Source organism: Paracoccus sp. SM22M-07, assembly GCF_001887735.1.
Classification (GTDB): Bacteria; Pseudomonadota; Alphaproteobacteria; order Rhodobacterales; family Rhodobacteraceae; genus Paracoccus.
In genome coordinates, this window is record NZ_JPKW01000003.1 from 184,706 (window position 1) to 207,007 (window position 22,302).

18 protein-coding genes and 1 tRNA gene are annotated in these 22,302 nt (G+C 65.0%); 6 read left to right on the forward strand and 13 right to left on the reverse strand.

Annotation, left to right across the window (positions count from 1 at the left end):
• Positions 1-7 precede the first annotated feature (7 nt).
• The 7 genes from IE00_RS05985 to IE00_RS06015 all read right to left on the reverse strand — a co-directional run bounded on the left by IE00_RS05985 (position 8) and on the right by IE00_RS06015 (position 8,888).
• Entirely contained in the window at positions 8-3,112 is a 3,105-nt protein-coding gene (locus tag IE00_RS05985) for a hypothetical protein (RefSeq protein WP_072296178.1), read from the reverse strand.
• 12 nt (positions 3,113-3,124) lie between these two features.
• Entirely contained in the window at positions 3,125-3,733 is a 609-nt protein-coding gene (locus tag IE00_RS05990) for a response regulator transcription factor (protein ID WP_072296179.1), read from the reverse strand.
• Positions 3,734-3,986: 253 nt separating this feature from the next.
• A complete protein-coding gene (hydA, locus tag IE00_RS05995) occupies positions 3,987-5,399 on the reverse strand; it encodes a dihydropyrimidinase (RefSeq protein WP_072296180.1) in 1,413 nt (470 codons plus the stop codon).
• The gene (locus IE00_RS06000) at positions 5,396-6,625 is read right to left on the reverse strand and encodes a cysteine desulfurase-like protein (RefSeq protein ID WP_240493802.1); all 1,230 of its coding nucleotides are present in this window, start codon (positions 6,623-6,625) and stop codon (positions 5,396-5,398) included. The genes hydA and IE00_RS06000 overlap by 4 nt, the downstream gene beginning before the upstream one ends.
• Before the next feature lie 12 nt (positions 6,626-6,637).
• On the reverse strand, positions 6,638-7,375 hold the full coding sequence (locus tag IE00_RS06005) for an amino acid ABC transporter ATP-binding protein (protein WP_072296182.1): 738 nt from the start codon (positions 7,373-7,375) through the stop codon (positions 6,638-6,640).
• Between the two features lies 1 nt (position 7,376).
• Positions 7,377-8,048 carry an amino acid ABC transporter permease gene (locus IE00_RS06010; RefSeq protein ID WP_045982421.1) on the reverse strand — a complete coding sequence of 224 codons (672 nt, stop codon included), beginning with the start codon at positions 8,046-8,048 and terminating at the stop codon, positions 7,377-7,379.
• A gap of 45 nt (positions 8,049-8,093) precedes the next feature.
• On the reverse strand, positions 8,094-8,888 hold the full coding sequence (locus IE00_RS06015) for an ABC transporter substrate-binding protein (protein WP_205949654.1): 795 nt from the start codon (positions 8,886-8,888) through the stop codon (positions 8,094-8,096).
• A gap of 147 nt (positions 8,889-9,035) precedes the next feature.
• Between IE00_RS06015 and IE00_RS06020 the strand changes: the two genes are divergently transcribed.
• Positions 9,036-9,722, forward strand: a complete 687-nt coding sequence (locus IE00_RS06020; RefSeq protein WP_072296183.1) for a FadR/GntR family transcriptional regulator — start codon at positions 9,036-9,038, stop codon at positions 9,720-9,722.
• A gap of 305 nt (positions 9,723-10,027) precedes the next feature.
• On the opposite strand, the gene IE00_RS06025 is transcribed toward IE00_RS06020, so the two are convergent.
• Positions 10,028-10,117 (reverse strand) — tRNA-Ser (locus IE00_RS06025).
• A gap of 109 nt (positions 10,118-10,226) precedes the next feature.
• On the opposite strand from IE00_RS06025, the gene IE00_RS06030 reads away from it, so the two are divergent.
• From IE00_RS06030 to IE00_RS06045, 4 genes are all read left to right on the forward strand, one after another.
• Positions 10,227-11,108, forward strand: a complete 882-nt coding sequence (locus IE00_RS06030; protein WP_072296184.1) for a hypothetical protein — start codon at positions 10,227-10,229, stop codon at positions 11,106-11,108.
• Positions 11,105-12,184, forward strand: a complete 1,080-nt coding sequence (locus IE00_RS06035; RefSeq protein ID WP_072296185.1) for an NUDIX domain-containing protein — start codon at positions 11,105-11,107, stop codon at positions 12,182-12,184. The genes IE00_RS06030 and IE00_RS06035 overlap by 4 nt, the downstream gene beginning before the upstream one ends.
• A 107-nt stretch (positions 12,185-12,291) precedes the next feature.
• Positions 12,292-13,323, forward strand: a complete 1,032-nt coding sequence (locus IE00_RS06040) for a cysteine synthase A (protein ID WP_072296186.1) — start codon at positions 12,292-12,294, stop codon at positions 13,321-13,323.
• An 8-nt stretch (positions 13,324-13,331) separates the two neighbouring features.
• A complete protein-coding gene (locus IE00_RS06045; protein ID WP_072296187.1) occupies positions 13,332-15,770 on the forward strand; it encodes a DUF3772 domain-containing protein in 2,439 nt (812 codons plus the stop codon).
• 93 nt (positions 15,771-15,863) lie between these two features.
• Here the strand turns inward: IE00_RS06045 and IE00_RS06050 are convergent, their stop codons facing one another.
• From IE00_RS06050 to IE00_RS06065, 4 genes are all read right to left on the reverse strand, one after another.
• Positions 15,864-16,928 carry an AI-2E family transporter gene (locus tag IE00_RS06050; RefSeq protein WP_240493803.1) on the reverse strand — a complete coding sequence of 355 codons (1,065 nt, stop codon included), beginning with the start codon at positions 16,926-16,928 and terminating at the stop codon, positions 15,864-15,866.
• An 81-nt stretch (positions 16,929-17,009) separates the two neighbouring features.
• On the reverse strand, positions 17,010-19,703 hold the full coding sequence (gene gyrA / locus IE00_RS06055; RefSeq protein ID WP_072296343.1) for a DNA gyrase subunit A: 2,694 nt from the start codon (positions 19,701-19,703) through the stop codon (positions 17,010-17,012).
• 172 nt (positions 19,704-19,875) lie between these two features.
• Positions 19,876-20,352: a disulfide bond formation protein B gene (locus IE00_RS06060; RefSeq protein WP_072296189.1), complete on the reverse strand. Its 477-nt coding sequence runs from the start codon at positions 20,350-20,352 to the stop codon at positions 19,876-19,878.
• A complete protein-coding gene (locus IE00_RS06065; protein ID WP_072296190.1) occupies positions 20,349-20,927 on the reverse strand; it encodes a YqaA family protein in 579 nt (192 codons plus the stop codon). The genes IE00_RS06060 and IE00_RS06065 overlap by 4 nt, the downstream gene beginning before the upstream one ends.
• 157 nt (positions 20,928-21,084) lie before the next feature.
• Between IE00_RS06065 and IE00_RS06070 the strand changes: the two genes are divergently transcribed.
• Positions 21,085-21,918 (forward strand): neutral zinc metallopeptidase, encoded by an 834-nt coding sequence (locus tag IE00_RS06070; protein WP_072296191.1) that lies wholly within the window; start codon positions 21,085-21,087, stop codon positions 21,916-21,918.
• 132 nt (positions 21,919-22,050) lie between these two features.
• Here the strand turns inward: IE00_RS06070 and IE00_RS06075 are convergent, their stop codons facing one another.
• On the reverse strand, positions 22,051-22,236 hold the full coding sequence (locus tag IE00_RS06075; protein ID WP_072296192.1) for a hypothetical protein: 186 nt from the start codon (positions 22,234-22,236) through the stop codon (positions 22,051-22,053).
• Positions 22,237-22,302: the final 66 nt, after the last annotated feature.

The following is a 22,302-nucleotide window of genomic DNA, read 5'->3' on the forward strand; positions in this document are numbered from 1 at the left end:
CATCATCTTAGAACACCGGATCATGGGTCATCGTCGAGGCATGCAGCCGCAGCCCCCCATATCCCGGCACCGTGACCGGAAGGCTGGGGGGCGGGGCCAGGGTCAGGTCGGCCTGCTGGTTGCTGCCGTTCACCACGATCTGCGGCGCGGTCAGGCGGTCGATCACCCTGATCGAGGATCGCAGGGGCAGGATGACGCGGAAAGGGGCGCTTTGGCCGGGATGGATGTTTTCCTCCAGAAAGCCGGGTTCGACCCAGATGGGCTGGCCGTCGGCGCCCGAAAGCTCTGCCGTGATGCGGATCAGTGCGGCGGATTGCGTGCCGGTATTGGTCGCAAGCCCCGTCAGGACATGGCCGTCAGCACCCCGCGCGACGCGCAGCCCCGACAGCATGATCGCGGGATAGAGGTCCTGGCCCGTCGTCAGCGCCCGCGCCTGCAGCGCCGCGCGTTCCGGCGCCCGATCAAGCACTGGTGGGACATAGATGGCCGGGTCATAGTTCCGACCCGCATGATCCAGCCGCGGCACGCCTTCGAAATCGATGCGGAAGCCCGCGCTTTGCCCGGGCATCAGGCGCTGGCCGCCCGCCAGCCCCGCCGCCTGATGGGACAGGATCCGTTTGCCCGCCAGCATGTCGCCGAACAGGCTGGTCAGCGCGGGTTCGCTGTCGGCATTCCAGATGCGGCCCAGCAGGTGGAAGCGCCCCTTGTGCTGGACCAGCACGGCCGATGGCACGACGATGCGGGGCCGGTCCAGACGGTCGCGATGCAGGTCCGTCTCGATCCGCGGCTGGCGTCGGCCGGTCAGGTTCCACCCCATTTCGGCCAGGCGGGTCAGGCGTTCGGGGCTTTGCTGGGGGCGCAATCCACGGGGCAGCAGGAACCATCCGTCATCGCGGCGAACCGCGCGCATTGCGATCTTCTGTTCGTGGGTGTCGAGCGCGCTGAGCCAATGCAGCTCGACCTCGAAATCGGCGATGTTATTGCTGCGTTGGCCAGGGATCAGCCGGATGTCGGTCAGCTTTGCATAGGAGGCGACAAGCCCCCCCGTCCAACGCCAGCCAAAAAGCGCCGCCTGAAAGCTGGGGCGGGTTTCGGGGTCAAGACGTCCCCAGGCTTCTTCGAACCGCCTGAAATCCAGATCCTGGAAATAGCGGGTGATCACGTATTCCGGGCCGTCCGGCGGTCGCAGATGCCGCTGAAGCGCCACGCCCCCGGTGATGATCAAAGCCACCGCCAGCGCCGCCCCGATACGCAACGACCAGCGAATCAGCCGGGGATGGCGAAATCCGGCCGGGTCCGGCGGCGGGGCCACGGGCAGCGTCCCCGCCGATCCGAACCCACCCCGCAGCGCCTGGCCCAGAAAGATCGCCGCCGCCAGCAACAGGGCGCCGGGTGGCAGCACCCCCCAGAGGATCGTATCGGCGGGGCTCATCTCTCGGCGCGGCTGGACAGGTTCAAGGGCGGTGACATCGGCGCGTTCCCAGACCGTGACGCCGTTCTGCAGCCGGTTCAGCCGGGTCCACCCCGTGAAGAACAGCAGAGGGTCATAGAATTCGTCGTTCGAGAAGACGTATTTCAGCCGATAGCCATCGGCATTGACCAGAAACTGTTGCAGCGACCCCAGGCCTGGGACGCCCAGGTATTTGGCATTCTCGAGCCGTTCGACGGAAAACCGGGTCATGTCGGGCAGGCGGCGGGCCGAGTGGTAGTTGCCATCCACCGATTGCGCCGTCGTCATGGCAGAAACATAGGCGAACTGGTCGCCGAACCCCAAGGTCAGGTATCGCCAGCGGTCATGGTCGTCGCTGGACATGAAATTCGCGATGGGGTCCGGTTCGATGAAACGCGGCTGGGTCGGTTGCAGCACCGGCAGAATGGCCGCCCCGACGGCGATGCAGACCATGGCTGCAAAGCCGCCGCCGATAATGACACGGTGCATCCCCCGCCCGAAGGCGTCGCGCAGGGCATCCGCACCGCGACCATGCATCAGGCTGGTCACCAATCGCCCGCCGAAGGGCAGGATCAGGATGCTGGCCCAGAAGGTGAAGCGGTCCAGCGTCAGGATGTCGAAGGCCCCGCCCAACAGCTTGCGCGGCAGTTCGGTCGTGCCGCCGGTGCCCAGCAGGGAGCAGAGCAGGATCGAAAAGCCCAACGGCCACATCCGCCGACCCCACAGGCGCAGGATGACATAGGGCAGGAACAGGATCAACAGACCCCAGGGCAGCACGAAGAAGATGAAGCCCAGGTTGGGCCGCGCCAGGAAATTCTCGCGGCTGCCATGGGGGATGGGAACCTGGGTGATGGGGTCGCTGACCGACCAGCTCCAATAAGGCCAGACGGTGATGGCGATGGCCGACAGCATTAGCACCGCCAGAAGAAGCCCGCGCAGGATGGGCCTGATCAGGCGGGTCAGGCGGTGGATGGGCCGGCGCGCCGGGTGCATCACGCCGACATCCAGCAGCGCCCGGACCCCCAGAGGCAAGACGAACAGCGCGCCGCCGAAGATGGTGGTGACGTGATGACAGGCGGTCGTGGCCGAAGCAAAGATCACGGCCCCGGCCAGTTGCGCCGTCCCCCCTTGCAGGATCCAGCGATAGGCGAAAGGCAGGCCGTTCAGGAAGACGCCCAGCGAAAAGATCGTCGGCAGCTGTCCAAAGAGATGCACCGTTTCCGAGATCGATGACGCGATGACCAGCAGGATCGCCGCATATCCCGCAGGGACCGGTCCCACCCACAGCTTGGCAAAGCGGAAGACGCCCGTCGTCAGCAGCAGCACCCCGGCCAGCATCACCACGACGAAGGCGGCCCGCAGCGGCATCACCTGCATCAGCGCGGCGATCGCCATATGCGTGCCGGGTGGATAGGAGGTGGTGGCAAAGCCCGTGTACCAGCGCGGCTCCCACAGGTCGAACCAGCTGCGGTGATAGCTGTCGGCAAAGAACATGTGGATGAAGGCGTCGTAGGTATTGGCATGGGTGAAGGGCAGAAGCCCGCCGTGAAACAACACCGCCCCCGCCAGCGCGACCATCAGCAGCCGCGTCGCGATGCTGTCATCGGACAGCGTCAGCCGGGATCTGGACAAAGGTGCGGGCTGGCCGATGGATAAGGTCATGGGGCCTTGATATCAGCCCAGCAGATGACGGTCGCGTGCGATCATCGCGGCCTGGGTCCGGTTCCTGGCGTCCAGCTTGCGGCACAGCGTCTTGACGTGCAGCTTGATCGTGACCTCGTGCAGGCCCAGGTCGCGCGCGATGTCCTTGTTGGAGCGTCCCTCGCTGAGCCCCCTGAGAACCTGGGTCTCACGCGTCGTCAGATCGCCGACCGGCTGTTCGGTCGCCTTGTCAAGAAAGCCATAGGGCACGAAGACCTCTCCAGCGGCGATCAGCGAAATCGCCGAGGCCATCGATTTCGCGCCGATGGTCTTGGGCAGAAAGCCACGTGCCCCCGCCGCGATCGCGCTGCGCGCGATGGCGCTGCTGGCCGTGCCCGACAGGATGGCGACCGGGCATGTCCCCGCCAGCTGCCGGACCTGCGCCAGACCTGCAAGACCGTTCATACCGGGCATGTCGTAGTCCAACAGGATCAGGTCAAAGCCGGTCTTTTCGTCGCGCAGGGCTTGTTCGGCGGCTTCGACATCCCCGACTTCGGTAATGGGGCCCAGGCCCTGCGATGCCAAGAACATGACCAGCGTTTCGCGGATCAGATCATGATCGTCTGCAAAGAGGATCTTCATGTCGGGCAACCTTTGCGACTGGTAAAGGGAACATGGGATCTGTCATCCCCCCTTGGATATACCAGTTCGCAGGTCGTTTCACCCCGGTCCATATGTCGCGAATGCCGAATTTTACGCATCCTGTGGCCGATGGGATTGCAAGACGACGGCAGACATCAGGATTGCGCCGGGTATGGGGGGATGGCGGCATGGGCCTGCCATCTTGGCAACGGCTTATACCCGCCGATGGCCCGTGCCCCTGAGCATCGTCAACTCACTTGCCCTGAAGGAAAGCCTCGCTGGTGCCGCGCGACAGGTGGCCGCCGCTGGGATCGCCCACCGGGACGCCGTCCTGCGCGATGGTCCGACCCCGCAGCAGGGTGCGGACGGGCCAGCCGGTGATCTCCAGCCCCTCATACGGGGTATAGTCGCAACCGTGGTTCAGGTCGGCCTGCCGGATCGGCCGGGTCAGGGACGGATCCCACAGTGCCAGGTCGGCATCCGCGCCGATGGCGATGCTGCCCTTCTGCGGATAGAGGCCATAGAGCCGCGCCGGGTTGGTCGATGTCAGCGCCACGAAACGCTGCAGACTGATGCGCCCTTTGCCGACGCCTTCGGAAAACAGGATCGGCAGACGGGTTTCCACCCCCGGAATGCCGTTCGGCACGTATTTGAACGACGATCGCGCGCTGGGCGTGTCCTTGCCCGTGGCGTCAATGCGGAACGGGCAGTGGTCGGACGAAAAGATGTCGAACGTCCCGTCCCGCAACCCCTGCCAGATCGCCGCCTGGCTGTCCGCATCGCGCGGCGGCGGGGAACAGACGTATTTCGCGCCGTCGAAATCCATGTTCAGCCCGCGCAGGTCGTCGGCGGTCAGGGCGATGTATTGGGGGCATGTCTCGGCATGAACCTTCATGCCGCGGGCGCGGGCCCACTGGATCTGCTCCATCGGGTCGCGGCCCGACACGTGGACGATCACCACCGGCACGTCGATCAGCTGGGCGTGGCTGATGGCGCGGTGCGTGGCCTCGCGTTCGGCGATCTGGGCATGGGCCTGGCCGTGGTAATAGGGCGCGGTGCGGCCCTCGGCCTCCAGGCGGCGGGTCAGGTGGCGGATCGCGTCATGCCCCTCGGCATGGACCATGACCAAGGCGCGTTCGCGGCGAGCCACTTCGAACACGTCCAGGATCTGGGCGTCGTTCAGGACCAGGTCGTCATAGGTCATGAAGACCTTGAAGGACGTGTACCCGTCGCGCACCAGCGCCGGCAATTCTTGCCCCAGCACCTGCGGGGTCGGGTCGGTGACGATCAGGTGGAAGGACACGTCGGTGTGGCAGTTGCCCTGCGCCTTGCGGTGATAATTCTCGACGCAGGCGCGCAGCGACTGGCCCTTGATCTGCAGCGCAAAGGGCAGCACGGTCGTGTTGCCCCCGGCCGCCGCCGACCGGGTGCCACTGGCGAAATCGTCCGCCATGGTGGTGCCGTCCGATGTCGGCTGATCCAGATGCACATGCGCGTCGATCCCGCCCGGCAGGACCAGCAGCCCCGTGGCGTCGATCCGCTCGGCCCCGGTCAGGTCATGTCCTATCTGGGCGATGCGCCCGTCGCGGATGCCGATATCGGCGGCATAACTGTCGGCGGCGGTGACGACCGTGCCGCCTGCGATGACCAGGTCCAGCCCGCTCATGCGACGATCTGGGCCAGCGCATCGGTCAGGCGGTCGACCTGGTCCAGCGTGTTGTAATGCACCATCGACACGCGCAGCACGCCGCCGTCTTGATCCTCGGCCAGATGCTCGACCAGGCGCCGCGAATGGAAATCGCCAAACCGCATGGCGATGCCGTGATCGTCCATCGCGCGGGCGACGGCGCCGGAATCGATGCCGTCGAACTTGAACGCGATGGTCGGCACGCGGGTGCTGTCGCGGTTGACCGATCCGCCGATGACGCGGCAATCGTTGCGCGCCGACAGCCAGGCCAGCAGGCGGTCGGTCAGCGCATCCTCCTGCGCGGTGATCAGATCAAAGGCGGCAGCCAGCAGGGCGCGGTCGTCGCCCGTCGCGCCGTGATGGCGGGCCAGCGTGGTCAGGTATTCAAGGATGCCGTCGGTGGCATAGGCGGCCTCATAGCTGGGATTGCCGGGCTCCAGCTTGGCCGAAACCTTATCCTTGCCATAGAAGTAATGGTACAGCCCGTCCAGTTCGGCCAGCAGGTCGTATTTCCCGTACATCAGCGCGCCATGCGGCCCGTAAGCCTTGTACAGGCTGAAGACATAGTAATCGACATCCCAGGCCCGCACGTCGATCAGCCGGTGCGGCGCATAGGCGACCGCATCGACGCAGATCCGCGCGCCATGGTCGTGGACGAAGCGGGCGAAATCCGCGATCGGATGCACCTGACCCAGGATGTTGGACACATGCGTCACGCAGACCAAACGGGTGCGGTCGGTCATCAGCGGGGCCAGATCGGCCAGCTGCAGGTCCATCGTGTCCGCGTTCAGCGGCCAGACCTTGATGACGACGCCGAACTCCTCCAGCCGGGTCCAGGGGCCGATATTGCTTTCGTGATCGGCCATGGTGACGATCACCTCGTCGCCCGGCGCGAACTGGCGGCGCATGGCCTGCATCAGGTTGCCCATCAGCACCGTGGTCGAGGGGCCGAAGACGATCTCCTCGGGGCGGGCGGCATTGACCAGCGTCGCCGCGGCGCGACGGCCCGCCATCAGCGCCTCGGCCGCGGCCTGCGACACCGCATAGCTGCCCCCGATCTGGACGTTGCGGTGCGTCAGGAACTCGACCATGCGGTCCAGCGCGGGCTGAGCGATCTGCGCGCCGCCGGCATTGTCGAAGAACACCCAGTCCTGCGTCAGGCCGGGGAATTGGGACTGCACATAGGCCATGTCCAGCTGTGTCATCAGGGTCGTCCTTCAGTGGTTCAGCACGGCGCCCAGGAAATTGCGCGTGCGTGGTTCTTGGGGGTCGGACAGCACCTGCGCGGGCGGTCCCTGTTCGACGATCTGGCCCGCATCCATGAAGATGACGCGGTCGGCCACCTGGGACGCGAATCCCATCTCGTGCGTGACGACGATCATGGTGACGCCCGTCCGGGCCAGATCGCGCATGACGTCCAGCACTTCGCCCACCATTTCGGGGTCCAGCGCGCTGGTCGGTTCGTCGAACAGCATCACCTGCGGCTCCATCGCCAGCGCCCGGGCGATGGCGACGCGCTGCTGCTGGCCGCCGGACAGATGCTCGGGGTACTTGTCGGCCTGGCTGGAAATGCCGACACGGGCCAACAGGCGGTCGGCCTGGGTGGCTGCATCCGCCCGCGACGTGCGGCGCACGCGGCGGGGCGCCAGCATGACGTTCTCGCGCACCGTCAGATGCGGGAACAGGTTGAAGGACTGGAACACCATGCCGACCTCTGCCCGCACCTTGGCCAGCGCGCGGCCGGTGGTGACGGGGGTGCCGTCCACGCGGATCTCGCTTGCGGGGTAGAACCCCTCCAGCCGGTTGATGCAGCGGATCAGGGTCGATTTGCCGGACCCTGACGGGCCGATGATGCACACCACCTCGCCCTTGGCGACGTCCAGGTCGATGCCGCGCAGGGCCTCGAAGCTGCCATAGGACTTCCGCAGGTTGCGGATGCTGACGAAACCGGTCATCTCAGCGCCTCCGGGCCGCAAAGCGGCGTTCCATGCGCGACACCAACGCGACCAGCGGCCACAGGAACGCGATATAGATCACCGCCGCCACGATCAGCGGCGTGGGGTTCGCGGCCAGGGCCTGCGCCTGCGTCGCCTGCTTCAGCAGGTCGGGCATGGCCACGACCGATGCCAGCGCGGTGTCCTTGACCACGTTGATCGAATTGTTGGTCAGCGGCGGGATGACGATCCGCACCGCCTGCGGCAGGATAACGTCGGCCATGGTCTGGCGGCCGTTCAGGCCCAAGGCGGCGGAGGCCTCGAACTGGCCCTTGGGGATCGCCTCGATGCCCGCGCGAAAGATCTCGGCCGTATAGGCGCCGGACACCAGCGTCAGCGCGCTCATGGCGGATGCGAAGGGCGACAGGCGCAGGCCCACGAAGGGCAGCGCGTAATAGACGATGATCAGCAGCACCAGCAGCGGGATCGACCGGAAGATGTCGATATAGAGCCGCGTCACGAACCGGACCGGGCCGGGCCCGTACAGCCGCGCCATCGCCAGCCCCAGGCCCAGCACCAGCCCCGCGACGATGCTGGCCGCGCCCAGCTGCAGCGTGATCCACAGACCCTGCAGCAGCATCGGAAAGGTGCGCCGCATCACCTCGGCGTTCAGGAAGGTGTCGAAGATATCCATATGCATCCTTTCGGGTCCGGGACGGGCCCGGACCCGGGCGTCGGATCAGTTGAGCGTCGGCATCGGCAGGACGGTGGCGGTGGACGACCCCGCATCGGGGGCGACGCCGAACCATTTTTCGTGCAGCTCGGCCACCACGCCCTCGGTCTTCAGCGCGTCCAGGATGGTGTTGACCTCGGTCGCCAGTTCGGCGTCCTTGGCGAACATCATCGAATACTTCTCTCCGGTCGGGATGCGTTCGACGACGGCCAGCTGCGGCTTGTCCTTGACGTAGTACTGCAGCGCCGGGATGTCCGACACGTACCCGTCGATCCGCCCCGCCTGCAGATCCAGCATCGCGGGGGCCAGCCCTTCATAGCGGCGGATCTCGGAAAATCCGTACTTGGCCTGGTTTTCGGTCGCCCACATGTCGCCGGTCGATCCGGTGTCGACGCCGACGACCTTGTCCTTCATCTCGGCCAGGGATTTCGGCCCCTGAGACAGGGCGGTCAGCGACTGGTCGCTGTCGTAATAGGGCTGGGCGAAGGTCACCGATTCCAGGCGTTCGTCGGTGATGGTGATGGAACTGGTCGCGATGTCGATCCGACCCGACTGCACCGCCGAAAACAGCCCGTTGAAGGGAATGTTGACCGTCTCGACCTCGGCGCCCATCCGCTCGGCCACGGCGGCGACCAGGTCGATCTCGAAGCCCACGAACGCGCCGGTATCGTCCTGGAACTCCCACGGGACGTTGCCGATATTGGCGCCCACCGTCAGTGTGTCCTGTGCCGAGGCGGCGAGCGCCGACCCTGCCAATGCCATCGCTGCGGCCATGGTGATCCGCATGCCGTATCCGAACATCTGAAACTCCCCGTCATTTGTTTTTTTGTTTAACCGGACAAACCGGTCTGACCAGTGTGACCATAGCCATCGGCTTTTTGCAATAAGATTGACAGCCTTCGGCGATGCCGCAAAAAGACTGCCAACAGGAAAGGCAGATGACAGGTGATGTGGGACAAGGGACCCGTGGCGCAGGGTGTGGCAAGCCGCTTGCAGGAGATGATCCGCACGGGCGTGCTGAAACCCGGTGACAAGCTGCCCTCGCAGCGCATTCTGTCCGAGCAGCTTCACGTCTCGCGTCCGACCCTGCGAGAAGCCTTGCTGACGCTCGAGACCCTGGGCCTGCTACGGACCTTGCCGGCGCGGGGCACGTTCGTTCTGGACCCGGCCGACCAGGCACCCCGGTCCGGCTGGCGTTACGACGACGCGCATGATCTGCGCGATGTCTTCCAGACCCGCATGCTGATCGAGAGTGAAATCTGCGCCCTGGCGGCGTCGGTCATGACCACCGATGTTTCAAACGCCTTGGCGGCCTTGGCACAAACATTCGACGACGCCTGGCAAAAGGGCGATCTGGTCGCGCATGTCGAGGCAGACCTGGCCTTCCATCGCGGCATCGCCGATGCCTGTCCCAACCGCATGCTGGCCAGCATCTATGCCAACATGCAGCATCTTCTGAGCGAAACGCAACGCCAGCCCATTCCGAACACCGACCCCGACCGGATGCGCCAGTCGATCGCCGAACACAAGGCGATCGTCGCGGCGTTGAAGGCTTGCGATCCCCCTGGTGCAGGTCAGGCAATGCGGGCGCATATCCGCAATACGGCGCGTTGCGCGGGTCTTGATCTGAACTGACCTGAAGGCTCCAAAGGCCTGCCGGCGCCCGAGGAGGTGGCCGCGACCCGTTTCATGCGGACGATCCTTGGGCTAAAGCGGCGCGACCAGTCGCGCCGTCCGTCCCGCAGCCGCAAACACAGAAACGTAGCGGCTGTTGCCGATGCGACCAGATGACCGCCGGTCATGCCTTGCTGAATTTCGTGCAGCGCCGACGTTCGGACGGCCCGACGACAATCGGCGCCTTGGCGCATCACGCGAATGTGGGGAAGCCTGAAAACAGATGCAAAACATCTGATCCCAAGGCCCGCAAGATTGTGGGAAAGTGGCGGAGAGACAGGGATTCGAACCCTGGGAACCCTCTCGGGCTCAACGGTTTTCGAGACCGCCCCGTTCGACCACTCCGGCACCTCTCCGCGCTTCTTGGGTGGTGAGGCGGGGATTAAATTGAGAGGGGTTGAAGCGCAAGGGGGTTTCGACCAAAAAAAGCATAAGTGTCGAATTTTTCTTGGGAAGGTGCGGGCGATGCTGACGATCTTGTGGCTGGGGACCGCGCTGGCTGGCGGCCCGGTCCTTCCGGAAACCGCGGTGCCTGGGCCCGATCGGTACATCCATGTCCAGGCCGAAGCGGGTGCAAGGCCGGTTTCGGTCGACCGCCTTTGGTCGACACTGGCGCTTGGGCCGCAAATGCGGATCTTTCAGCAGGAGGCCGTGCAGGAGGCTGGCCGCCTTGACGGCGAGGGCATGATCGCGGGCTCGGGTCGGTCCTGGGCGGCGACGGTCGGCGACATCCATGACCCGGCGCGTCTGCAGATCCTGTTCCGCAACGGGCTGGAAAAGGCGATGGACAGCAGAGACCCCGCCCTGATCGCCAAGGCGCTGCAGTTCTATGAGGATGGTCTGGGCCGACGCCTGGTCCCCCTGGAGATCGCCGCACGACGCGCAATGCTGAAGGACGAGGTGACGGCGCAGGCCGGTGTTGCCTTTGCGCGGGCGGTGTCGCGCGACGATGCGCGTGCCGAACAGATACTGCGCCTGATCGAGGTGGCGGATCTGGTGTCCCCCAATGTCACCAGCGGTCTGAATGCGTCGGTCGCGTTTTCGGAGGGGTTCGGTGCGACGGGCGGTTTCGACATGCCGCTGTCGCAGGACCAGATGCTGCAGGAAACCTGGGCCCAGCAGGACCAGATCGAGGCGGAAACCCGCGACTGGCTGCAATCCTTCCTGATGCTGGCCTATTCGACGCTGACGGATGAAGAGGTCGAGCGTTACATCGCCTTCGCATCCTCGCCTCAGGGACGGGAACTGGCCAGCGCGATGTTTGCGGCCTATGACACGGTCTTCCTGCAGACCTCGCGCGATATGGGCATGGCGGCGGGCTTGCGCCTGCAGGGGCAGCAGCTATGACCGTGACCCTGGTCGGTCCGCTTGCCCAGCCGCAGGTGCTGCAGGCCCTGGACCTGCAAGGCAGCCCCGTTGAGGTGCCGGGCACCCTGCTGGGCGGATCGCGTGCCGGTCTTGGACGGGCGGGCTGGCCCGTCTGGCGGAATGGCGCGGACCACCTGGCTGGCATGGCGGTCACGCCGACGCCGCAGTTGATGCGCTATGCCCAGGTGATGGGTCTGGACGCGCATGACGTGGCCGGGCACCGCGTCATGGGCATTGCGGGGCAGGGCGACGGTTTCGATCCCTGGACAGCCGATCCCGATCGTGACGTCCTGAATGCCCAGATCGCACGCCAGATCCTGGCGGCGGGCGACGGTGTAGATCCGACGGTTCTGGCGGGGCGGCTGCCGATGATCGGGATCTGGGCCGCATCCCGGATCAGGGCGGCGGCCATGCCGATTTCGGGGCAGGGGGTCATCGCCCGGCGCGACCCGGATGCCGTCCAGACGATCCAGCGTCAGCAACGTTTCCACGGCTATTTCGCGGTCGAGGAGCGCAGCCTGACCCATGCCCTGCACGATGGCGGTACATCGACCCGCGTGACGCGCGAGGGGTTCCTGATGGGCGATGCGGTGGTGATGCTGCCTTGGGACCCGGTTCGCGACCGCGTCCTGATCATCGAGCAGTTCCGCTTTGCGCCCTATCTGCGGGGCGACCGCCAGCCCTGGCAGTTGGAACCCATCGCGGGCCGGGTCGATGCCGGCGAAACGGTCGAAGCCGCGATCCTGCGCGAGGCGCGCGAGGAAGCGGCGCTGCAGATCGAAACCCTGTTGCCCTGTTTCAACTGCTATCCCAGCCCGGGGGCGGTCTGCGAATTCCTGTACCAGTTCGTGGGCATTGCCGATCTGCCCGATCAGGTGGCGGGCGTCCACGGCCTGGATACCGAGGCCGAGGATATCCGCAGCCATGTCATGGACCGGACGCGCCTGTCGGATCTGGTGGATTGCGGGCAGATCGTGAACGGGCCGCTGTCGACCCTGTCGCTGTGGCTGGATGCGCGCGTGGATCGGCTGCGGGCGGAACTGGCCGGGCGCTAGGCTCGTTCCCTGCGGGTCACGGCACCGTGGGGCGGGGTTGCCCCTTTGCCACCTGCATGTGTAGGTAATCATCATATTGAACCCACTGGAAAAGAAGGTCGATCGCCATGCGAATCTGTTCTGATCTGGCCGACGCGATCGGCAACACGCCGTTGATCCGTCTGAACCGCGCAAGCGAAGAAACCGGCTGCGAGATCCTCGGCAAGGCCGAATTCATGAACCCCGGCCAGTCGGTCAAGGACCGCGCGGCGCTCTATATCATCAAGGATGCGGTCGCGCGCGGCGAATTGCGCCCCGGCGGCACCATCGTCGAAGGGACCGCGGGCAATACCGGCATCGGTCTGGCGCTGGTCGGTGCCTCGATGGGGTTCAAATCGGTGATCGTCATCCCCGAGACCCAAAGCCAGGAAAAGAAGGACATGCTGCGCCTTGCCGGCGCCACCCTGGTCGAGGTTCCCGCCGCACCCTACAAGAACCCCAACAACTATGTCCGCTATTCCGGTCGCCTGGCCGAAGCGCTGGCCCGCACCGAACCCAATGGCGCCATCTGGGCCAACCAGTTCGACAACACGGCCAACCGTCGGGCGCATGTGGAAACCACCGGCCCCGAGATCTGGGAACAGACCGACGGCAAGGTCGACGGCTTTGTCTGCGCCGTCGGGTCGGGGGGGACGCTGGCGGGCGTCGCCGATGCGTTGCAGCACAAGGGCGTCAAGATCGGCCTGGCCGATCCCGAAGGCGCGGCCCTGCACTCCTTCTATACCACGGGGGAATTCGACAGCCCCGGCAGCTCGATCACCGAAGGCATCGGTCAGGGGCGCATCACCGACAACCTGAAGGGCTTCACCCCCGATTTCAGCTGGCGCATTTCGGATGACGAAGCCTTGCCGATCGTCTTCGATCTGCTGAAGGACGAGGGGCTTTGCCTTGGCGGATCGTCGGGGATCAACATCGCCGGCGCCATCCGCATGGCGCGGGAAATGGGTCCGGGCCATACCATCGTCACGATCCTCTGCGACTACGGGAACCGTTACCAGACCAAGCTGTTCAACCCCGAATTCCTGCGCGCCAAGGGATTGCCGGTTCCCGAATGGCTGACGCGACCCGCACCGGACCTGCCCGAAGTCTTTGAAGGTTGAAGCACTCCATGCGACATTTCCTAGCAATGCTGACGGTGGCCTTTCTGGCCATCACGGCAACGCCACTGCTGGCCCAGAACGGTCAGACCCTGAACTATGAACAATGGGAACGGACCGCCGAGAAGGTCGAGGCGCTGTCCGTCGATCCTCAGGCTTCCGAAGCCGCCCTTGATGACGCGCGTGAGACCATCGTCGAATGGCGCGGGCGACTGGAACAGGGGCAGGACGTCAATGCCGACCGCATCGCCACCCTGCGCAACCAGATCGAGGCGCTTGGCCCGGCACCCGCCGAGGGCGAGACCGAGGACGGTGATGTCGCTGCCCGCCGCGAGGAACTGAACGCCCAGCTGTCCACCGCGCAGGCGCCCCGTCTGGCCGCGACCGAGGCCGTCAGCCGTGCCAATTCCATCATCTCGCAGATCGACGAGGTCATCCGCGAGCGCCAGGCGCTGGCGCTGGCCCGGCAGACCCCGTCGCCTCTGCTGCCGGCCAGTTGGGCCGCCGCCGTGGCGGACGGGTTCGGCCTGATCGAAGGGGTCGCTTCCGAGGTTTCGGTCCAGAACACCTCACCCGAGGTGCTGTCGGATGTCCGGCCGCGTCTGCCCATCGCGGGGGCCTATCTTCTGGCCGCGCTTCTGCTGCTGACCTTCGGGCGCCGCTGGATCGACAATCTGCCGTCGCGGCTTTCAGCGCGTGCATCCTCCTACAGCCGGGCCGTCATGGCCTTCGTCGTGTCGCTTGGACAGATCGCCGTGCCGATGGTTGGCGTCAATCTGGCCATTCGTGCGATCCAGGCGACGGGACTGCCCGGCCCCTGGACGACGCCCTTCCTGGAAGCGCTGCCCGTGGCGGCGGTGATCCTGTTTGGCGGCATCTGGCTGGCACGCGCGCTTTTCCCGCGCGAGGCGATTGCCTATACCTCCCTGCAGATGGGTGAGGCAGCGCGCGTTTCCGCGGGCCGCATGGTCAGGACACTGGCCGCGCTTCTGTCGGTGCATCACATCCTGACCCGCGCGGTGCTGCCGCTTTCGGGCCTTTACGAACAAGGCGATGCCCAGGTCGGTCGCGTGCCGTTGCAGTTCAGCGACGCCGCCGCAGGGGTCTGGCATGTCGTCATGGTGGTGCTGGCAGGCCTGGCGATGGTCAAGCTGGGCAACACCCTTCGCCGCCTGACCCGCGATGCCGTCACCCAGGACCTGTCCTATCGCCACTGGATCGTGGCCTGGGCAGGCGAGTTGACGCGGATCGTGCCCATCCTGGCGCTGGTCGCGATGGCGGCGGGTTACATCAACCTGGGCAACCTGCTGGTCTGGCCGTGGCTGCTGTCGCTTGGGCTGGTGGGTCTGCTGATCCTGTTGCAGGACTTCATCGCGGATGTCTTCAACATGCTTCAGCGGGGCGCCGAGGGTGCCCGCGACGGATTGGCCCCGTTGCTGATCGGCTTTGCGCTGGTCATCCTGTCAGTGCCCGTCTTCATGGTCATCTGGGGTGCCTCGGCGCAGGAGCTGGGCGAATACTGGGTCCGCTTCCGTGCTGGCGTCAGCCTTGGCGGCATCACTCTCTCGCCGGGTGCGATAATCACCTTTCTGATCGTCTTCTTCATCGGCTATTTCGTGACGCGGACCATCCAGGGTGCCTTCCGCAATTCGATCCTGCCCAAGACCAAGCTGGATGCGGGCGGACAGAACGCCGTGGTGTCTGGTTTGGGCTATGTGGGCATCGTCCTGGCGGCCATGCTGGCCATCACCTCGGCCGGCATCGACCTCAGTTCGCTGGCCATCGTGGCCGGTGCGCTGTCGGTCGGTATCGGTTTCGGTCTGCAGAACATCGTGTCGAACTTCGTGTCCGGCATCATCCTGCTGATCGAACGCCCGGTCAGTGTCGGTGACTGGATCAGCGCCGGTGGACAGCAGGGGATCGTCAAGCGCATCTCGGTCCGCTCGACCCAGGTCGAGACCTTCGACAAGACCGAGGTCATCGTTCCGAACAGCGACCTGATCAGCCAGCCGGTGACGAACTGGACCCGCCACAACAAGGTGGGACGGATCATCGTGCCTGTCGGCGTGGCCTATGGCAGCGACACCCGCAAGGTCGAGCGTATCCTGCGCGAGATCATCGAGGATCAGCCCATGGTGGCCATCGATCCGCCGCCCGCGGTGCTGTTCCGAGGTCTTGGCGCGGATTCGCTCGATTTCGAGATCCGGGCCATCCTGGCCGATGTGGGCGCGGGCCTGGGCGTGACCTCGGACGTCCTGCACGAGATCGTGCGCCGTTTCGAGGAAGAGGATATCGAAGTGCCCTTCGCACAGCGCGATATCTGGCTGCGCAACCCCGAAGCCCTGACCGGTGCAGAGAAACCGACGCGAGAGGCCCCTTCCGCCCCTCAGAAGCACGATCCGGCCCTGATCTTCGACGGCGATGCCGACGCGGGTGACGGCGACCGCTAAGGCGGTCATACCCGGCCGCGCAGGGACTGAAGTCGAAAGAAGGGCGCCCCCGTCATCGGGGGCGCCCTTTCCCATGGTCGCGAATGGCAGCGCTCAGGCCGGGTGGGGGCTGTCCTGTCGGTCGCTGGTCCCGTCATCGGGCAGCCCTTCGCGCGACAGCATCACCGCCACCGGCCGCAGCCAGGGAATATGCGCGCAGACGATCATCAGCGCCACCATGATCGGCACCGCCAGGAACATTCCCGGCACGCCCCAGACCGCCCCCCAGAAGGCCAGCGACAGGATGATGCCAAAGCTGGACAGGCGCAGGGTCTGACCCAGCAGCATCGGGTCGATGACATTGCCGATCACGAATTGCACCAGCGTACACAGCGCCCCCACGATCAGGGTCGTCGTCATGTCACCGGTCAGCACAAAGACCAGAAGCGCCGCCACCAGCGTCGCCACGATCGATCCGACCGAGGGAATGAAGTTCAGCACGAAGGTCAGGATCGCCACCGCGGTTGCCAGCTCCAGCCCGAAACCGTTGAAGATCAGCCAGACCAGCGTCGCCGTGACCAGGCTGACGCCGGTCTTGACGACCAGATATCGGTTCACCCGGTGCATGATCGAGGTGATGATCCGACGCACCTGGCGCGCCTGGTCGGCATCCTCGGACAGGCGTTCGACCTTCTGGGGGAACCAGACCTGTTCGGCAAACATGAAGCCCACGAACAGGATGACCAGCACGCTGCCCGACAGGATGCCCGATGCCTGGCCGGCCAGCGACCTGATCCAGCCGGTGATGTTGAAATTCGTCAGCGCGGTGATGATGCGTTCCTGCGCCTCGGGGCCAAGGCGTTGGGTCAGCGCGGGAATGGCGGCCTGCGCCCGTTCAGCATAGCTGATGGACAAAAAGACGATCTCGTTCACCTGCGCCACGATGGTGGTTGAAATCCACAGCAGCCCAAGCGCGATGCCGATCAGAGCAAGCGTCGTCGCCAGCCAGTTCGGCACCTTCAGCCGCGACGATATCGCGTGGATCGCATCCGAGGTCAGCGAGAAGAGGATGATCGCGATGGCCAGTGAAATCAGGATGAAGCGTGCCTGCACCAGCATGAACAGCAGCAGCGAAAACGCGATGATTCCCAAAAAGCCCGTCTGAAGGCGTTCTCGCAAGACCGAGTCGTTCGATTGATCCAAGGCCATTCCCGCCCATTTGAAAAAAGCCCGCCCCGGTCAGGGGCGGGCGTGTTGTGTTCAGTCCTGGGTGTCGTCGGGCAGGGCTTCGGCATCGGCCTGTTCGGCGATGCGGGCGACCGAGACGACGACTTCGTCGCTGCTGGTGTTGAAGACGCGCACGCCGCCTGCCGATCGCGACCGGAAGCTGATGCCTTCGACCGGAACGCGGATCGACTGGCCGGTCGATGTGGCCAGCATGATCTGATCATCGCCTTCAACCGGGAAGCTGGCCACGATGGCACCGCCCCGCATTGCACGGTCCATGGCCATCACGCCCTGGCCCCCGCGACCCCGCACCGGGTAATCATGGCTGGAGCTGATCTTGCCCGCACCGTTCGCGGTGATGGTCAGGATCAGATCCTCGGCCGCGGACATCTGGGCATAGCGTTCCTGGGTGATGCTGCCCTCGGCCACGGCCTCCTCGTCATCGTCAGCCTCGGCGCCGTCATCCAGCGCACCGGCGACGGCACGGCGCATCTTCAGATAGGCCGCACGTTCCGCCGGATCGGCCTCGAAGTGGCGGATGACGGACATGCTGACGACGCTGTCGTCCTTGCCAAGCCGGACCCCGCGCACCCCGGTTGAGGCGCGGCTCTGGAAGACCCGCACCGCGGTGGTCGGGAAGCGGATGGCCCGCCCTGACGAGGTGAACATCATCACGTCATCCTGCTCGGTCGCCAGACGCACGCCGATCAGCGTCACGCCCTCGGGCAGCTTCATCGCGATCTTGCCGTTGCGCATGATGTTGGTGAAATCCGACAGCGCGTTGCGGCGCACGTCGCCCTGATCGGTCGCGAAGATGACCTGATAGTTCTCCCACTCGGTTTCCGGGGCATCCATCGGCAGCAGCGCCGCGATGGAGACGCCCGGTTCGATCGGCAGGATGTTGACGATGGCCTTGCCCTTGGAGGTGCGACCGCCAAGCGGCAAACGCCAGGTCTTGAGGCGATAGACCATCCCGTCGGTGGTGAAGAACAGCAGTTCGGTATGGGTGTTGGCCACGAACAGCGTCGTCACCACGTCGTCTTCCTTGGTGGCCATGCCGGACAGGCCCTTGCCGCCACGGCGCTGCGCACGGAATTCGGCCAGCGCGGTGCGCTTGATGTAACCGCCCGAGGTGATGGTCACGACCATGTCCTCACGCTCGATCAGGTCCTCGTCCATCATGTCGCCGGACCAGTCGACGATCTCGGTGCGGCGGGGAACGGCGAACAGGCCCCGAATCTCGCGCAGCTCGTCGCTGATGATTTCCATGATGCGTTCGCGCGATGCCAGGATCGCCAAGAAATCGCGGATGCTGTCGGCCAGCGACTGCAGTTCGTCCGTGACTTCCTTGACGCCGATCTGGGTCAGGCGCTGCAGGCGCAGGTCCAAAATCGCGCGGGCCTGGGTTTCGGACAGGTTGTAGGTGCCGTCCTCGTTGACCGGGTGCAGCGGATCGTCGATCAGGCGCAGATATTCGACGATGTCATGGGCCGGCCATCGGCGTTCCATCAGGCGTTCGCGCGCCTCGGCGGCGTCGGCCGATGACCGGATCGTGGCCACGACCTCGTCGACATTGCTGACGGCGACGGCTAGACCGCACAGAACGTGGCTGCGTTCGCGGGCCTTGCGCAGCTCATAGGCGGTGCGGCGCGCGACAACTTCCTCGCGGAAGCTGATGAAATAGGTCAGAAATTCGCGCAGCTTCAGCTGCTCGGGCTTGCCGCCGTTCAGCGCCAGCATGTTGCAGCCGAAGGTGGTCTGCAGCTGGGTAAAGCGGAACAGCTGGTTCAGCACGACCTCGGGGGTCGCATCGCGCTTCAACTCGACCACGACGCGGACACCTTGGCGGTCGGATTCGTCCTGGACGCTGGAAATGCCCTCGACGCGCTTTTCCTTGGCCAGTTCGGCGATCTTCTCGATCAAGGTGGCCTTGTTCACCTGATAGGGGATTTCGTCCACGACGATGGCAAAGCGGTCCTTGCGCGGTTCCTCGATATGGGTCTTGGCGCGGATGATGACGCTGCCGCGCCCTTCCAGATAGGCCTTGCGCGCCCCGGACCGGCCCAGGATCGTCGCGCCGGTCGGAAAGTCGGGGCCGGGGATGATCTCCAACAGACGCTCGGTCGGCAGATCGGGGTCCGCGATCAGTTCCAGCGTGGCGTCGATCACCTCGCCCAGGTTGTGGGGCGGAATGTTCGTGGCCATGCCGACGGCAATGCCGCCTGCGCCGTTGACCAGCATGTTGGGGAAGCGGGCGGGCAGGACGGTCGGTTCGCGGTCCTTGCCGTCATAATTGTCCTGGAAATCGACGGTGTCCTTGTCGATATCCATCAGCAGATAGCTGGCAGGTTTGTCCATGCGCACTTCGGTATAGCGCATGGCCGCCGCGCTGTCGCCGTCCATGCTGCCGAAATTGCCCTGGCCGTCCAGCAGCGGCAGCGACATGGAAAAATCCTGCGCCAGACGCACCAGCGCATCATAGATCGCACTGTCACCATGGGGGTGATACTTACCCATCACGTCGCCGACCGGGCGGGCCGATTTGCGATAGGATTTGTCCGGGGTGTTCCCGCTTTCATCCATCGCATAGAGGATGCGGCGGTGAACCGGCTTCAGCCCGTCGCGCAGATCGGGGATCGCACGGCTGACGATGACCGACATGGCATAGTCCAGATACGAGGTCCGCATCTCGTCGCTGATGTCGATGACCGGTCCGTCATGGTGCATCACCACGCGCGCTTCGGTGCTGTTGTCGTCACCATTTTCGGGGGATTGGGGCAGATCGTCTTCTGGGGTGTCGGCCACGGGTATTCCTCAACATCTTGTCGAGTTCCGGTATAGCCGAGGCAGGTGCAGGGGGCAATCGCGCCCCCGCCTGCCGGGTCAGGAAAACGCCCGTTCAGGCCGCATTTCCTGCCTTTCGCGCAGCCATGCCCCAGATGATGGCCAGAACCGCCGAACAGATCGCGTTCCACCCCGCCATCGACACCCCAAGGAAGCGCCAGGCGACCTCGTCGCAGCGGGTGACGGGGGTGCCCTGCAGCTTGGTCATCAGGTCGCTGGCCGACATGCGGGCGAAATCCGCCACGCCGCCCGAACAATGCGCGGGGCCCTTCCACCAGGTCATCTCGACGCCGACATGATAGATGGCGAAACCCATGGCCATCCCAGCCGCGATCATTCCCAGCACGGCCAGCGCCCGCGTCCAGCCGGTCAGCCAGACCAGCGCGGCGATGATGACCGCCGCGACATGCGGCCAGCGCTGCAGGATGCAAAGCTCGCACGGGGCATAGCCTGCGGCCTGGAACCCAAGGGCTGCGATCAGCAGGGCGGCAGAACCCGCGCCCGCCAGATAGGAAAGTTCGCGACCGGTCATAGATACCTCAAGGCGACAAATCCGCCGATCAGGCAGACCATGAAGACGGTGAAGACAAGGCCAAGCCGCTTTTCGATGAAGTCGCGGATCGGCGGTCCGAAACGCCACAGCAGCCCCGCCACGATGAAGAAGCGCGCGGCACGTCCGATGATGGTCGTCAGGATGAATAGCGGCAGGGACATGCCCACGGCGCCGGAAAAGATGGTGATGACCTTGAAGGGAAAGGGCGTCAGCGCCGCGAACAGCACCGCCCAGCCCCCATAGGCCGCGAATTGCTGGGCCAGATGGTCATAGGCGTCTTCCTTGCCATAGACGGTCAGCACCCATTGCCCGACCGAATCCATCAGCGCGGCCCCGATCCAGTATCCAAGCAGCGCGCCCAGGACCGACCCCAGGGTGGCGATCGTGGCGATGGCCCATGCGCGCGCACGCCGCGCCAGCACCATCGGGATCATCAGCACATCGGGCGGGATGGGAAAGAAGCTGCTTTCGATGAAGCTGATCCCGAAAAGCCAGCCCGAGGCATGCCGGTGCGCCGCCAGCCCCATCGTCCAGTCATATAGCTTGCGCAGCATCGCGTTCCCTTTTCCCTGTCTGGCCTGTCCATCCCCTTGGGGGCGCGAAAGGTCAAGCATCTTGGAGGGCGTTCGCAGGCCTGTGATGGCCACGTGAAACCCGATGCGGCCCTGCGCGTTGCCTGCGAAACAACCCCCAGCACAGGGAAGACAGCGAATGAAATGGCGTGGACGGCGGGGCAGCAGCAACATCGAGGATCGTCGTGGCATGGGCCGGGCAGGCGGCATTGGCATCGCGGGAACGCTGGTGGTGCTTGCCGTCGGGTATTTCTTCGGCATCGACGTGTCGCCCCTGGTGCAGGGCATGGATGGCGGCAGCCAGCAGACCGAACTGAGCGAGCGTGACGAACAGATGGGTCAGTTCGTGTCCGTCGTCCTGGCCGATACCGAGGAGGTCTGGACCCCCGTCCTGCGCGACCAGGCCGACATCGCCTATGTCGAACCGACGCTGGTGATGTTCCGTGGCGTCGTGCAATCGGCCTGCGGTGGCGCGTCATCGGCCATGGGGCCGTTCTATTGCCCCGGCGATCAGAAGGTCTATCTGGATACCGATTTCTTCGACCTGATGGCGGAACGCATGGGCGCGGGCGGTGATTTCGCCGCCGCCTATGTCATCGCCCACGAGGTCGGCCACCATGTCCAGAACCTGACCGGCACGCTTGGCGCCGTGAACGACGAACGCGGCCGTCGGTCGGAAGCGGAGTCGAACCGCCTCTCGGTCATGACCGAACTTCAGGCCGATTGCTATGCCGGCATCTGGGCGCGTCAGGCGCAGGAACGATTTGGCACGCTGGAAGTTGGGGACATGCAAGAGGCGATGCAGGCAGCCGAGGCCGTGGGTGACGACGTCATCCAGTCCAATGCCGGGCGGAACCCGATGCCCGACAGTTTTACCCATGGCTCGGCCGAACAACGCCAGACCTGGCTGATGCGCGGCTTCGAAACCGGGCAGATGGGACAATGTGACACTTTCAGTGCCACCGATCTGTGATTAGGCTTGAATGGCCGGACGAAAGGAAAACGGGATGACGATGATCTTCATGGCCATGGGTCTGCTGACCGCCTTCGCGATCACGCTGAAACTGGGCGCACCGCGCCAGGAACCCGTTCCGGTCCGCAAGGACTAACGCGGGACCCGCATGCCGCGACCCTGATCCATTGTGGCCCATTCGGGCCACATGCCCATCTTTTCCAGCAGCAGCATGGCAAGACCGGCAGCGATGATGGCAAAGACCAGCTTGACCATCTTGGCGCTTGGCGGCCGTCGTGCCCATTTCGCGGCGCGCATCAGCCAGATCATGTTGTTCATCGCGGGCCCTGCCTGTTAATGCCTGTTCCGAATCGAAACAGACGCCGCGACGAAACTCAAGAGCGA